This window comes from Arcanobacterium hippocoleae (assembly GCF_040360365.1).
Classification (GTDB): Bacteria; Actinomycetota; Actinomycetes; order Actinomycetales; family Actinomycetaceae; genus Arcanobacterium_A; species Arcanobacterium_A hippocoleae_A.
In genome coordinates this window covers 1846486-1860904 of the sequence record NZ_CP136412.1, presented here as the reverse complement: position 1 = coordinate 1860904, position 14419 = coordinate 1846486, and the positions used below count along the sequence as shown (strand labels likewise).

General features: G+C 49.0%; 15 protein-coding genes and 1 pseudogene. All 16 read right to left on the bottom strand.

The genetic code is table 11. The features are described 5' to 3' along the window. Positions 1-355: 355 nt before the first annotated feature. Entirely contained in the window at positions 356-2257 is a 1902-nt protein-coding gene (gene mfd / locus RQN30_RS09635; protein WP_353060287.1) for a transcription-repair coupling factor, read from the bottom strand. Beyond that, positions 2194-2577 carry a CarD family transcriptional regulator gene (locus RQN30_RS09630; RefSeq protein WP_353060286.1) on the bottom strand — a complete coding sequence of 128 codons (384 nt, stop codon included), beginning with the start codon at positions 2575-2577 and terminating at the stop codon, positions 2194-2196. Before RQN30_RS09630 ends, mfd begins: the two co-directional genes overlap by 64 nt. Further along, positions 2553-3182 (bottom strand): hypothetical protein, encoded by a 630-nt coding sequence (locus RQN30_RS09625; RefSeq protein ID WP_353060285.1) that lies wholly within the window; start codon positions 3180-3182, stop codon positions 2553-2555. The genes RQN30_RS09630 and RQN30_RS09625 overlap by 25 nt, the downstream gene beginning before the upstream one ends. A 122-nt stretch (positions 3183-3304) precedes the next feature. Then, complete coding sequence (locus RQN30_RS09620) at positions 3305-3985, bottom strand: hypothetical protein (RefSeq protein ID WP_353060284.1); 681 nt, start codon at positions 3983-3985, stop codon at positions 3305-3307. 147 nt (positions 3986-4132) lie between these two features. Continuing rightward, positions 4133-4782 (bottom strand): annotated as a pseudogene (gene pth / locus RQN30_RS09615) (aminoacyl-tRNA hydrolase). Positions 4783-5107: 325 nt separating this feature from the next. Continuing rightward, entirely contained in the window at positions 5108-5356 is a 249-nt protein-coding gene (locus RQN30_RS09610; protein WP_353060283.1) for a hypothetical protein, read from the bottom strand. Between the two features lie 218 nt (positions 5357-5574). Beyond that, positions 5575-6231 (bottom strand): pyroglutamyl-peptidase I family protein, encoded by a 657-nt coding sequence (locus RQN30_RS09605; RefSeq protein WP_353060282.1) that lies wholly within the window; start codon positions 6229-6231, stop codon positions 5575-5577. A gap of 1059 nt (positions 6232-7290) precedes the next feature. Next, complete coding sequence (locus tag RQN30_RS09600; RefSeq protein ID WP_353060281.1) at positions 7291-7506, bottom strand: helix-turn-helix domain-containing protein; 216 nt, start codon at positions 7504-7506, stop codon at positions 7291-7293. A gap of 376 nt (positions 7507-7882) precedes the next feature. Next, positions 7883-8545 (bottom strand): TetR/AcrR family transcriptional regulator, encoded by a 663-nt coding sequence (locus RQN30_RS09595; protein ID WP_353060280.1) that lies wholly within the window; start codon positions 8543-8545, stop codon positions 7883-7885. Continuing rightward, complete coding sequence (locus RQN30_RS09590; RefSeq protein ID WP_353060279.1) at positions 8542-10296, bottom strand: ABC transporter ATP-binding protein; 1755 nt, start codon at positions 10294-10296, stop codon at positions 8542-8544. The genes RQN30_RS09595 and RQN30_RS09590 overlap by 4 nt, the downstream gene beginning before the upstream one ends. Further along, a complete protein-coding gene (locus RQN30_RS09585) occupies positions 10293-12083 on the bottom strand; it encodes an ABC transporter ATP-binding protein (protein ID WP_353060278.1) in 1791 nt (596 codons plus the stop codon). Before RQN30_RS09585 ends, RQN30_RS09590 begins: the two co-directional genes overlap by 4 nt. Beyond that, the gene (locus RQN30_RS09580; RefSeq protein ID WP_353060277.1) at positions 12076-12747 is read right to left on the bottom strand and encodes an ATP-binding cassette domain-containing protein; all 672 of its coding nucleotides are present in this window, start codon (positions 12745-12747) and stop codon (positions 12076-12078) included. The genes RQN30_RS09585 and RQN30_RS09580 overlap by 8 nt, the downstream gene beginning before the upstream one ends. After that, the gene (locus tag RQN30_RS09575) at positions 12744-13610 is read right to left on the bottom strand and encodes an ABC transporter ATP-binding protein (protein ID WP_353060276.1); all 867 of its coding nucleotides are present in this window, start codon (positions 13608-13610) and stop codon (positions 12744-12746) included. Before RQN30_RS09575 ends, RQN30_RS09580 begins: the two co-directional genes overlap by 4 nt. Then, the gene (locus tag RQN30_RS09570) at positions 13610-13843 is read right to left on the bottom strand and encodes an energy-coupling factor transporter transmembrane component T family protein (protein WP_353060275.1); all 234 of its coding nucleotides are present in this window, start codon (positions 13841-13843) and stop codon (positions 13610-13612) included. The genes RQN30_RS09575 and RQN30_RS09570 overlap by 1 nt, the downstream gene beginning before the upstream one ends. A gap of 17 nt (positions 13844-13860) precedes the next feature. Next, on the bottom strand, positions 13861-14133 hold the full coding sequence (locus RQN30_RS09565) for a CbiQ family ECF transporter T component (RefSeq protein ID WP_353060274.1): 273 nt from the start codon (positions 14131-14133) through the stop codon (positions 13861-13863). After that, positions 14100-14408, bottom strand: coding sequence for a hypothetical protein (locus RQN30_RS09560; RefSeq protein ID WP_353061859.1), 309 nt, complete (start codon positions 14406-14408; stop codon positions 14100-14102). The genes RQN30_RS09565 and RQN30_RS09560 overlap by 34 nt, the downstream gene beginning before the upstream one ends. Positions 14409-14419: the final 11 nt, after the last annotated feature.

Below are 14419 nucleotides of genomic sequence, written 5' to 3'. Positions count from 1 at the left end.
AATCACAAAGTACAAAATACGAAGGCTGCGATATTTCAGAAGTTGAAAACCGCAGCTTCGAAATATTTGCATTTCTAAGACACGAGATTGAAACTTGCGCCGAAACTGCCACTAAAGCGTGCATTTTCAAGACTTTACAACATGTTAATTCTCGCAGATACCCCGGCAGTCACAAAGCCGGCGCAACCAAAACAGCTGATTATCACTTTCTAAACACGCAAAAACTCAAATATCCGCAGCAGCACGGCGGGTCGAAAACCAGGCAAACTATCTTCCGCCGAAATTAGGCACCGGAAAATCGCCAGTTCCCCGCGGCATCGCATTTAACTTTCGAAATCGTACTTAACTTTCACATTCAGTTTGCCACAATTATGGCGTGAATGAACTGCTCAACGTATTCAAACATTGCTTCGTTGGTCAGCTCTCCGCCGCCCGCGCCGTCCATGCGCCCAAGCTCCCCTTCCGGCAGCGGCAGGAGAACTGCGCGGACAGCAGGTTTTAAAATCGCCCGCGGATACAACCGTTTCAACCGTACCTGCCGAAAATCTGAAAGCTCCGCTGGAGCAAAACGAATATTTCTCCCCATCACCGAAATTTCTGCCAGCCCAACTTTTCCGGCAAGCTCCCGCAAACGTGCGAGACGGAAAAGCCGTTCTACTTCCGGCGGGATACTGCCGTAGCGATCAATCAGCTCGGCACGGATATCTTCGCGTTCCGCTTCGGCGGCGCTTCCAGAAATCTTCGTGTAAATCTCCAACCGCAGCCGCTCCGAAGCCACCCACCCTTGCGGCACATAAGCATCTACCGGCAGCTCAATACGAATCTCGATTTTCTCCTCGCTGTCATCTGGTGCTTTGCCGGTCATTTTTGCGACGGCTTCGGAAACCATCCGAATATACAAATCGAATCCCACACCCGCAATATGCCCAGACTGTTCACCTCCCAGCAAGTTGCCGGCTCCGCGAATCTCAAGATCTTTCATCGCTACTTGAATTCCAGCACCCAATTCAGTGTGCGCCGCAATAGTGCGCAGCCGTTCAATAGCGGTTTCAGTCATTACTTTTTCTGGCGGATACAGGAAGTAGGCGTATGCCCGTTCACGCCCGCGCCCGACCCGTCCGCGCAGCTGATGCAACTGTGAAAGCCCCAGTTTTTGCGCATCCTCCACAATTAACGTGTTCGCATTGGAAATATCGAGTCCGGTTTCCACGATTGTGGTGCACACAAGAACATCAATTTCTTTTTCCCAAAACTGATTAATCACCTGCTCAAGCTGACTCTCACTCATCTTGCCATGTGCTATGCCGACACGCGCTTCCGGCACAAGGTCCGCTAATCCAGCTGCGACTTTGCTGATCGTCTGTGTGCGGTTGTGGATATAAAACACTTGCCCATCACGCAATAGTTCGCGTTTAATCGCTGCACTGATTTGCTTTGAATCCTGCACTCCCACATAGGTGAGAATCGGGTGCCGTTCTTCCGGCGGCGTAGCAAGCGTAGACATCTGCCGAATCCCGGTAACAGCCATTTCGAGCGTGCGCGGAATCGGGGTCGCACTCATCGCAAGCACATCTACCGTCGGATATAGTTGTTTCAAGGTTTCCTTGTGTTCCACACCGAAACGCTGTTCTTCGTCGATAATCACAAGTCCCAGATCTTTGAACCGCACATCACCGGTAATCAGTTTATGCGTGCCGATAACAATATCGATCTTCCCTTTAGTCACGCCGTCTTTTATCGTGTCAGATTCTTTTCGTGTTTGGAATCGGCTCAACCCCTCGACGACTACCGGGAATCCGGCATAGCGTTCTCGGAATGTTTCCAGATGCTGCTGTACAAGAAGCGTGGTCGGCACCAGCACCGCCACCTGCTTCCCATCTTGAATTGCCTTAAAAGCGGCACGCACAGCAATTTCCGTTTTGCCGTACCCCACATCCCCTGAAATCAGCCGATCCATTGGCTCCAGTGATTCCATATCCCGTTTGACTTCTTCAATCGTGTGGAGTTGATCGGGAGTTTCGATGTATTCAAAAGCGTCTTCTAGTTCACGTTGCCATGGGGTGTCCGATCCGAATGCGTGCCCGCGGGCGGCTCGCCGTTTTGCATAAAGCCGAATCAGCTCGCGCGCGATTTCTTTCACTGCCGCACGAGCTTTTGCTTTCGTTTTTGCCCAGTCGGATCCGCCCATTTTATTTAACGACGGCGCGTCTCCCCAGAGTATTTCGAGACAAGATAGAGCTGATCGGTTGGCACCCAAAGTTGATCGCGTGCTCCTCCGCGTTTACTCGGCGCATACTCAAGCAGCATATATTCGCGTGTCGTCCCGTTTGTCCCGCCAACCTGACGTTTTACCAGCTTCACAAATTGCGCCACACCGTGACGTTCATGCACTACAAAGTCTCCCGGTTTCAGAGTGAGCGGATCGACGGCTTTCTTCCGCCGCTTCGGCATTGCCTGTTTTTCACCCGCAATACCGTTTCTCCGGACCCGTGAAAGTAAATCGTGTGCAGAAACCAGGGCGAATTTTTGCGCATCAGATACAAATCCCGTCTTTAATGGAAGCACGATAATATGCACGACGGACGGCTCGATTGCTGCTTTCTGATTTTTTCGGATGCTGCTGTTACTGCCGCTTGCAAACTCGTTGACAATCCGTGCCGGAATATCAGCTTCAGAAAGTTGCTCGTGCAGCCGCCGGGCCAGCCCCATTGAGTCAGCTGCAAGTACAATCCGCCATCCGTCACGGATTTGCTGCTGCAGGCAGATGAAAGCTTCATCCGTATTTCCAGCAAAGTTTTTGGTTCGCGAATCCCGGAACGAATCGTTTCTTCATTTGCAAATCCGCCGATTTTCCACCAGGAAATCTTGCGGCTGGCTGCAAATTCACGTGTCTCCCGCAGCGAAGCAAACGAAGCTTGATTCACATTCACCGGAATTTCACCGCCGGCTGCCGCATTAGACCAGGCTGCAGCAAGAAATTCAGCAGTGGTTTGCTCTAGAGACTGGGCATGTGCCGCAATCCGCTCCGGTTCAAGCAGTATTAAACGCGAGCCGGCCGGCAATTCACATATCACCGAAACCATTTGTTCCGCCAGCAGCGGCATCAGTGATTCCATCCCTTCTACCGCCGCCCCGGATGCGATTTTTTCCAGCATTTCAGCTATGCCTGGAAGCTGGTTCAACGCTTTTGCTGCCCGGGAGCGCACAGCTTTTGTCAGTAAAATTTCACGGCACGGCGGCGCATAGAGTGATTCTGCAGTGTCGAGTGAACGCTGATCTGAAATCGCAAAGGCGCGAATTTCTTCTACTTCGTCGCCAAAAATTCCACACGCACCGGATGCTGCTCCGTCGGAGGGAAAATATCGATTATTCCGCCGCGAACCGCGAATTCTCCGCGTGATTCAACCATATCTACGCGGGTATATGCCGCATTTGTCAGTGCTCCTTGAAGTTCTTGCAGATCGCAGAAGTCACCGACGGCAAGGCGCACTGGCTGCAGCTGCCCAAGGTTCGCAGCGATTGGCTGCAGCAGTGCGCGCACCGGCATGAGCAGCACATACAGCGGTGCGAATTCTTCGGGGTGTGCGAGCCGGCGAAGTATTTGCAGGCGCCGGGCGACGGTATCAGCACGTGGTGAGAGCCGCTCATGCGGAAGCGTTTCCCACGCCGGGAAGACGGCAATGCCGCTTTCGGGGATGAAGTTTTTCAAGAGTACCGCGAGTTCTTCCGCTTCGTATTCAGACGCGGTTACAACTACCTGCAGTGTCTGTGCAAAGCTGCTGGCTGCGCTATCACCGTCGGCTTTAAAATCGGCTTTGGCATTTTCCCCGATTGTATTACGGCTCGCAGTATTTTCCGTACGCAGCAATTGTGCAATCAGAAAACTGGCAGCACCGCGTGGAATATCTATCTCAAGCTCGTGCACTGTGCGAAATTTGGAAAGTTCAGCAAAATCAGCAGAATCAAGAATTGGGGTGAGATCCAAAAGAGCTCCTTTAGAATTGCAGCAAAATATTTAATAGCGCGAAATATGTAAATTTTGCGTCGAACCGCTGAACTATTAAACCGTTGAAGCGTCAAGCGGTCTTAGGATATCGATGTTTTGCCGCCGGTTCGGGATTAATAATTAAAGTTACTTTGTATGCAGGCGCATCTGTGCTTTTTCCAGTCCAAGTGTAAGCACTTCTTCGACGGCATCTGCTGCTTCGCTGATCAATAATGGGAGTTCTTTATTTTCGGCGGCATTAAATTTTCCAAGTACGAAGTCCGCCGGATTTTGCCGCCCCGGCGGGCGCCCAATCCCGAAACGCATTCGAATATATTCTTTTGTACCAAGCGATTTCGAGATAGACTTCAGCCCATTATGCCCGCCTTCGCCGCCGCCGCGTTTCAGCTTTAATTCGCCGAAAGGAGATCTAAATCGTCGTGAATCACAATAAGATTTTCCGCTGCCCCGCCAAAGTAGTTCAGCAGTGAATTTACCGGTCCGCCTGAAGTGTTCATGAATCCGTTACTAATCCCAATAATAACTTGTTCACCAGGATTTCCTGGCGCAAGCCCAATACGCAGTGAGGCTGCCTGCGTATTTGATGGTTTATGTGCCGAAAGTGAAGTTCCTGTGCGGCGCACAATCTCACCGACCACCGCCTGACCGATATTGTGCCGTGTCTGAGCATATTCCGGCCCAGGATTACCTAGTCCAAAAATTGTGTGCACCACATTCCTTTCCGTCGGTGTTATTTTTCGGTTAGTTTTGCTGCAACCAGCAAGCAGCGCTCCCATTCTACCGGCAAAATGGCGCAGCTATCATTCGATATAAAACGCACGATAGCTGCACCGCGATAATCATGATTTAATTAACTCTCAGAGCCGAAACCAGCCTCAGGAAAATCAGCAAACCCTATTTCCCGGCAGCGAACTCCGCCCTTCCCGCGATAAATGCATCCTCTGCAAAATTTCTAATTTTTCTCTTTCAGATTCAGCGCAATCAGCAGCCAGGTAATCATCCATAAGAGGAGATAAACAAAAGGCGCCGCCCAGGTTCCACCACGAAACAGCACGATACCAAGGCACATTAATTCCGGTCTGCGCGAGCGGATTCATGATTTCAGCCGGAAGCTGCATCAGCGGGATGAACAGGATTGTTCCCCAAATAAGAAGCAGTACCAGCGAAACAATATTCTGCTGCCGGATGTTGAATGTGTTTTGAAACTTTCGCTGAATCTTCCGGGGATTCAAACCACATAATCAACAGGAAAGTTATCATCCCAAAAAGATATAAAGTACTCAAATCTGCACGGAAAGCGGAAATAACCGCAAGCACCATTCCGCCCGCAAACGATATCATTTGAAGCATTTCTTTTCTCACCAATCCTATTCTGCCCATCCGAAAAATCTTCAGGAATTAGAAATTGCGATATTTATTATCATCAATACACATCAATTCTTGTCCAAGCCGCAGGATACCCTCCGCCATAATTGCAAATTGTTTGCTTTCGAATATATCTCTTCTCACATCTTTGTGTGTATTTAACTGCAAGCTTACACTCAAATCTGATTATTCCCTGCCGTTTTTCAGAGCTGTATCCGGAGAAAGTTGATTGCAGTTTCGAGCATCCGGGCAATATCTGCGAATGTTAATTCAGATTTTTGATTGCCGCCGGATACATCGCGCGAAGCTGTAAGTGAATCAGTCTCATCACCGATGTGCGCACGCCCTTTTCTGCGCAGCGCCGGGATATGGATGAACACACCCGGTCCGCTAAAATCCCGTATTAACGCTCGCAGGACCGCATTGCACACATATGTACCTGCGTCTTCAGAGACTTCCACCGGAACTTGATTCGCCGCAATTTCGGCTGCAAGCGCATCCACATTAACGCGAGCTAAAATTCGTTCATCTCCTCCGTCAAGAGTTTGCCCGCGCGGCTGTGCACCTGAATTATCCGGAATTCGCGCGTCTGCCAGATTTCTTCCGAAGCGTTCTGGAGTCACGACGGAACGCCCTCCGGCTTCACCCACGCATACCACTGCACTGGGCTGATATTTCGCTATCGCAGCACGCAGCGCTGCCGGTCCGCCGACAAATTCTACTGGCAGACGCGCGGTCACTAATCCGCTATCCTTATTACCGATTCGCTCACACAGTACTTTCTGCAGTACTTTCACCGCCTCCCAACTAGCGTTTTCCCTCTCACCGCCAAAAGGTTCGAAGCCTGTAACTAATACCAACGGTGTTTTCTGTATCGCCATATCCCTATTTAACCGCATCCAGCGGGCAGCGGGGGGAGCTGGGATTATGAATCAGGAGCGGCGCACGCACTCGCTTTCTGCACGCACTTTCCGATTTTATGTGTTAATTAGCAGCTTCCGGCATTATTTCGTGTGCGGGACATTTCATGTACGGGGAGTTAAAAACGGATAGAAAATGCGCTCACGCGGCACGGATATGTTCGCTTCACGCAACTGGCGGCGGGAGCTTGTTTCGTTACGTAAGTGATGGCGAGAAGTCGATTTCATTACGTAACTGGTAGCTGGAACTTATTTTCGTTACGTAAGCGGCGGCAAGAACTCCGGCTGGGGTTATTCCCGTCGGAAGCGTTTGTGTTTCTGCTGGTCATAGACTTAAGGAACGACGGCTCTCCCGTCGGGAATCAAAACCGTACATTTCGCCGCCAGTTACGTTAAAAAATACGGATTTCGCCATCACTTACGTAACCGTACAGACCATTCGCCACCAGTTACGTAAAATCGGATTGATTTTGCCACCAGTTAAGTAACACCGCAGGCATTACGCCTTCAGTTATTTAATCCCCTTAGGATATCACCAGTTTGCATATTTATTCAGCTAAAAACCGAAGCTAAACCCCAAAGAAGAGCACCCTGCCAACCAAAAAACAAGCAATGAAAGCTGCCGGCAACGGGTGAAATCATAAAAAATCAATATGTGCGGCGAAAATCGAGAACAGCATCAACCGCAAAACACGATAAAAACAAGCTTACACATAAAGGCCGAAAAATATCTGTACTAACTGTACTAACTGTACTAACTGCACTAATCATAATCAGGTCCGCGCTCTGCTAATCAGCCCAAACAAAAACACCAAACCTGCCGCTTACCCCCCCAGCCAGATAAATCGGCTCAGCTGAGGGACAAAATTCCAGTTTGATTTAAATCAAAGTGCCAACGGACAAAAACCGTCGGCACTGAAATAAAAACTCATGTTAGAAAAATCAAAATGAAATTAGAAAATATCCCGCAGCAGCAATCAATAAATACTCAAATCAGCTTCAATTCCCAACAGCTTCCTGATAATCAGAATCTGCACTAGCCCCAAGAAGCTGTTCAAGCGCAGAGCGCGGTACACGGTATGAGCTGCCAAAACGCACTGCAGGAAGCTCACCCGAATGCACCATGCGATACACCGTCATTCGGGATACACGAGTGATTTCAGCAACTTCCGCAACGGTCAAGAACTGCGGTGCTGATGGTGAATTCTGAGCCATCCGAAGCATCCTAAACAGGTAGTTAATTGAATGAAAAGTTTATTTCAGCGGAGACCCGCATTCCTTGTTTCATAATACTATATTTTCAGATTTATGCACATCAAATCGCAAAGTCCTAAATTTCTGCAATTAGCTGCAGCACACATAAACTCCAGGGATATTTCATTTACAAAGGAATCGTGAACACAGCAAAAAGGAAAACAGAAACCACTCCGTGCGCTTTATACGTATCCCGCATATTTTGCAGACTGGCGCAGGAAGTTCAAGAATCAGTAAACTGAAACTTCCAGCCAGACACTTTTATTCCAACAAAAAACTTTCTGCTTCTTAATGAAAATCGGCACTTCTTAGTCAGCAGAAGAAAAAGTATCCGACATCAGACTTGAATATTTCGGCCGAATCCCCGCTCTAACGCCGCAATAATAAAATCAACTTTCGGAGAAACAAAATCAGAATATACATTAGTGCTATTTACTAACGGACTAACGTCAACTCCTAATTGCCTGTTTGTAATCTCGATATTGCGCGCCAGCAGCATGCGCTGCTGCGGGTGATTCCGGTCAACCCGATAGCAGGCCAAACCAAGATGAATTGTAATTACAGTATCACCAACAAAATCTAAGGCGAACAACACCGTACTTTTGTCTAATCCAGCGGAAATAAATTCATCAATAATTCCCGGCGCAGCCTCCATGAACCTAACTTGCGGAAACGGGTATGTATACAAAGTTAAAGCAAAACCCGAATAAGTTTCACACAGATGCCAGCAGTAATGCGCCCACTCACGCAGCATATCCGGCCATGCCTGCTGCAGGGAAACCCACGGCTCACGCCGTGCAATCTCCCCAAGGCAGGCTCCAACTAAATCCTCACGAGATTCATAAATCCGATATAAACTCGGAGCACCAACACCTACAGCTTTTGCCACTTGCGCCATAGTAAACCGATCCAATCCAATCTCCAGCGCTGCCGATATCACCTGTTCAGCGGAGAATTTAGGTTTTGGACCAGTTTTTCGCCCAAGCGGCATATAAATCATGTCAGAGACCATCCTTTAGCTGCGTTTCGAAGCTCCCAGAACTCCTGATAAGTACCGCCTTGTGCTAATAATTCCTCATGTGTACCAGTTTGCACTATTTTTCCTTGCGAATTAAGCACCATAATTTCATCAGCAGCACTAATTGTCGAAAGCTTATGTGCAATCACAATTAGTGTAGCCCGTTTGCGCAAGTAATTCAGGGATTGCACCACATGGCTCTCGTTCGCAGGATCTAACGCGCTTGTCGCTTCATCAAACAACACAATCGGCGCATCTTTCAACAACGCGCGCGCGATTGAAACTCGCTGACGTTCACCTCCGGAAAGGGCGCGCCCGCCCTCACCAACTTTCGTATTCCACCCCTCAGGAAGCCGCTCTACTATTTCCGTTACCCCGGCAAGATCTGCCGCATTCTGTACTGCGGCATCACTAGCCTGCGGATTACCAACACGAATATTCGCTTCCAGGGTATCGTCGTACAAGTAAACATCTTGGAATACCCACGAGATTTGCTTCATCAAATCTTCAATCCGCTGGTCTTTTACCGACACACCGCCAACAAGCACATCCCCGCTTTCCGCATCATAGAACCGCGCCACTAGCCGAGCCAATGTCGTCTTTCCGCATCCCGAAGGCCCAACTACCGCAGTAAACGAACACGGCGGAAAAATATGGCTTACGCCGTTTAGTACCGACCGTTGGGAACTATATCCGAAGTGTACATCGCGAAGTTCGACGGTCCCCGGCGCGGTAATTAAACTCGGCTCAGGAGGGTCTGCAATTACCGGCTCATCAAGCAAAGCATTAACCTTTGCCAGCAGCGGCCGCGATACTTCAAGCCCCATCCCCAATGTGCCAATATCAGAAAGAAGCGTCGTAAAGCGCAGAATAACACCGATAAATACAATCGCTGCAATCGGATCCCGCAGACCAAACACAGTACTGACTGCGAGAATCATCGCCAATATTGCAACCAGCTGCGCAGAAATACCGACAGCCACATTACCCAATACGCCCCACCACATTCCGCGAACTCCTGCTTTTTCCATCTTCACGATGGCAGAATCTAATGGCTTAAACGCTGCAGCTTTGCCGCAAGCACGCAAAATTGGCTGATGTTGGGTAAACTCCACTAACCGTGCAGACAGCTCATTTGCCGGCGGTCCGATTAACAGATTATCGCGATGCTTGCATCGACGAGAAATCAACGCGGCCAAAATTATTATCGGTATCGTCAAAGTGAGCAAAGCTCCCATTGCCGGCGACCACACCCAGCATCCCAGCAGCAGCACCAGCAACGTCATCGAATTCATAATAATCGGTGCAAGCATATGCGCGAAAGATTCACCTAAAGTGAGCATTTTCTTCGTAACCAGACGCGAAAATTCTCCGGCTGTTCCCGCCGTAAAATACCCTAAAGGTAACGATGCAACTTTATTTCCAATTTTGCGATGCATCGTTTTCATTACATCCAAAGCAGCATCATAATTTGCCATCGCAAGCCGATATTCGAGAATCAAGGACAGCAGTCCGAGCACTGCCAGCACAACCAGCCATCCGCCAATTTTCAGCCCCCACACCGAATTATTTTTCACCAGGCTCGCTGCTGCAGGCAAAAAGACCACAAGCGCCGCTCCGCGCACCACTCCGGCAATTACTGCGAGAACTATTGCCAAACGAAGTTTTTCTTTTCCTTGTACACTGACCATCCGGAAAATTTGCGGCATCACTCCGCCAGTATTTGCTTTCATGCGTTTATTCCTTTCCATAAAGCGGCAAATAACGGATGCTCCGCAAGATCAGCCGGAGAACCAACCGCACTTAGACGTCCGCTTTCTAAAATCGCAACCTGGTCCACCCCTTGCACCGAAGCTGGGCGGTGCGCGATTGCCAATACCGTACGCCCTCCATCACGCGCATGAATTAACCTAGTTAATGCTTGCTGAATCAGCGATTCTGATTCCGGATCAGCAAAAGCCGTCGCCTCATCTAAAATCAAAATCGGCGGATCGATTAGCAGCGCACGTGCAATTGAAATCCGCTGGCACTGCCCTCCGGATAGGTGCGCATCCACCCCGTAAATAGTGTCTAAACCGTCGGGAAGCGCCGCAATATCCTCAGCAACATGAGCATCGCGCAATACAGCCCACACCTGATCATCACTCGCTTCTGGCCGTCCCAGCCGAACATTGTCGCGAATCGACAATCGCAGCATATGCGGCTCTTGCAGCACAAAACCCACAGCCCGATATAAATCACGGTCAGCCCACTGCCGTAAATCAACTCCTCCGATTGTGATTCTCCCCTGATCCGGATCAGAGAATCTCGCCAGCAAAGTAGCCAGCGTAGATTTTCCGCTTCCAGAAGGACCAATCAACGCCGTCACACTTCCCGGAGCCAGAGTCAGAGAAACTTTATCTACTGCTTTAGTTTTCCCATAACTAAACGAAATATCTTCAAACACCACCTCCGGCACTCCAGAAACTTCAAATGCTTTCGGATTGGTAAAATCAACCCGCTCAATCTGCGGAATCGTAAGTACAGAACGAATCCGCAGAGCAGCTGCACCGGCTAATTGCAATGACCAGGTCATATTGCCCAAAACTTCAATAGACTGCGGAATCGTTAGCGCGATAATTGCCGCAGGGATTAAATCAGTTGCTTGCGCGAATCCGTTTTGCACAGCCAGTGTGCCTAAACCGAGATTTACAAGCAAAATTATTGATGTTGAGATGGAAGAATATGCTAACGCACTCATTCGCAGCATCGGACCGCACCAAGCCAAATAGAATCGATGAAATTCTTCGGCTGCACAACGGTAGCGCTCATGCGCCTGACCAGTTTGCCCGAATGCTTTCACCACGGAAATACCTGTTACGAATTCCACCATTGTTGCCGAGACATAGCCGAGTTTAGTATCCATTTCGGCAGTCTTTTCGCCCATATCCCGCATCATGTATGCCATGGCACCCAAATATATTGGGATTGTCGCAATTGCAATTAAACCGAGAAGCCAGTTGAGATAGAAAACGTATCCGAGCAGCACAATCGGACTTACAATTGCGACGATATTATCCACCGGAGCATGTGCAATCACCGCATGAATATCAGCAGTATCGTCCTGTACTGCTTTGCGCACCAGACCTGAGTTTGTTTGCGAAAACCACGCCAGCGGAGCACGAGAAATCCGTGCAGCAATCTGGTCCTGCAGGTTCCGCCGCAGATGTATATCTGCAAAATGTGTAATCGTTAATGCCGTGATATACAGCATTAAGCGCGCCAAAAACAGGTTAATAAGCAGCAGCAGCGCCCGATTTACCAGATTCATATCCGGTGCCGCATCGTTTTGCCACGCATCCAGCAAAATTTGCGCCAGCCAAACCAAGGCAATATACGGGCCGACGGCAAGAAACGCAGAAGCCACAGCAAAAATCCGCGCAATCCACAGACGTCCCGCGATGGGTCTCACGAGCTGAGAGAAAGCAACCCTTCCCGCTTTATCCTTTTCCTTATTTGTCGCATATTCTGACTCATTCATATTTTTCCCTTTCTGAGTCGACGCAAAAATCATCTGAAATACAGTACGGTTCTAATTTGATGACTCGATTCGCACAGCTCGCTAGTAATTCATAATCGTGCGTAATAACTATGACAATATGACCGCTGGCAGCCAGCTCACGAAACAGCGCGCTAATTGATTCCAGCTGGCGATAATCAACCCCAGATGTTGGTTCGTCAAAAATAATAAGCCGACGGCGAGCTGCAAGAGCTGCGGCAATTACTACACGCTGCTTTTGCCCTCCCGATAGCGCCAACGGATGCCGGTCACATTCTGCAGCTAAATCTAGATTACGCAGCAATTCCCGCGCATCCGCTTCGCTATCGGCACCTAACATCACCTCGTTAATTAAACTGTCTGAGAAAAGCTGCCGATGGACATCCTGCATTACAATTGCCGCATTGGCAGTTAGATACCGCGAAGAGCGCGTTTTTCCGTCGATGAATATTTTCCCGCTATCAGGACTCAACAGGCCGCAGAGCAAACGGGCCAGAGTGCTTTTTCCTGCACCATTCGGTCCGGTTATTGCCGTGATTTCTCCTGCCATAAAATCAGCTGTAATACATTCCAGCACACGCGTATACCCGTAAGAGAAAGAAAGATTACGCAGCGATATCCCTTCAGCTAACGGAGGAAGATTCATTTCCTGCTTGCTGCAGAAGTACCGGACCTGCGCGGGTCTTGATTAATAGTCATCACAGGGACTTCACTGCACTCCGGTTCATGAAGTGTCCGAATACCGATATTACGCCGGGCAGAATCGTCAAGTTGGAAAAACTTTTTCCCGTCGATAATTTCCGGAGTTTCACCTGAATGGAAGTAAACAACCTGGTCAACCAGATTCCGCAGGAAGTAGAGCCGATGCTCTGCGATAACAATCGTTTTTCCGCGTTCTTTTTGTTCTTGCAGATGCCGGGTAAAGTTCACGATTGCCGACGGGCTTAAATTCGATGTCGGCTCATCAAATAACAAAACTGGAACATGCGCTGCTAAAGCACTTGCTTGCGCCACAGCTTGCAGCTGCCCTCCTGATAACGTGCAAAGGTTCCGTTCCAGCAGATGTGCAATGCCGATATCTTTTGCTGCTTTCATGCAGCGCTGCTTCAGCTCGGATACCGGCACCTGGTAGTTTTCTCCCGCATACGCTAATTCCGCAAGCACATTGCCGGTAAAAAACTGGGTCCGCGGATTTTGGAAAACTGTTGCGCTCAGGCGCCCCATATCCACAAGTTTTACGGTATTTAGATTTACTCCGCTCACCATGATTTTTCCTGCAATATGCCCCGGCTGCAGCTGCGGAATTAATCCGTTAAACATTTTTAACGCGGTAGACTTTCCGCTGCCTGACGGTCCGCAGAACAACACGCAGCTGCCTGCAGGAATGTCCAAATTGAAATGTGTAAAAACAAATTTTGGATTCGTATCACGCTGAGCCGGATACGCAAATGACACGTCGTCGAATCTGACTCTTCCCTGGTCAGAAATTTCGCGATTCAAAATTTGCATCAGATTACCTCCGTAATGAAAGAGGTGATTGTCGCGATATCCGGATTAAAAATCCGCAATACCAGGTAGCTGAAAGCAATCCCGAGGAGCATAATATCTGCTGAACGTATCTTCAGCGGATACAATGCGAACGGCCGTTCTGTACTCCCGAGCCCTCGAATCACCGCTGCTGCAGTAAGGTCATCAGCAATCCGCACCACTCCGGCAAGCAATGGCACAACTAAGTACTGCACAGTTTGTAATGGGTGAATTAGCGCGTCCCGACCCGCAAGACGTATTCCCGGAGCTTCATCGCTTCCTGGATTGCGCGAATTTCCGCAAAAATTGTTGGGATAAAACGCAGCATCACTAAAACTGCCGAAATGAAGGCCGCAGGGAGACGGAGCGAATACATTGCTGCACGCAATTCTGAAGGATTCATTGAATACAACACGTAAATTCCGATTGTAAATGTTAACGTGAAGCGTGATGCCCAAAAGCTAATGCTAATCAGGAATGCTGAAATCCAACTTGTTCCAAGCAACGCGCCGTATTCTGTAAAAAGATGAAAAATCCCGCAATTGCGTAAAAGGTAAACACTCCCCGCAGGGTTGAGACTGATGCAAATAGCGCACCTACCAGCATAGCAGCAGTTATCAGCACCAGATTGCTTGCACTGCCCATCACAGTAATATTAATAATTGCAGCGATAAGTAACGTTGTCCGCGGATCATTACGCAGAAAGCGCACTCTTTTCCATGACATTTGAACGTTATCGGGAATCTCTGCTTCACATCCGCCAGATGATTGCGTGACCATCGGTTACTTCC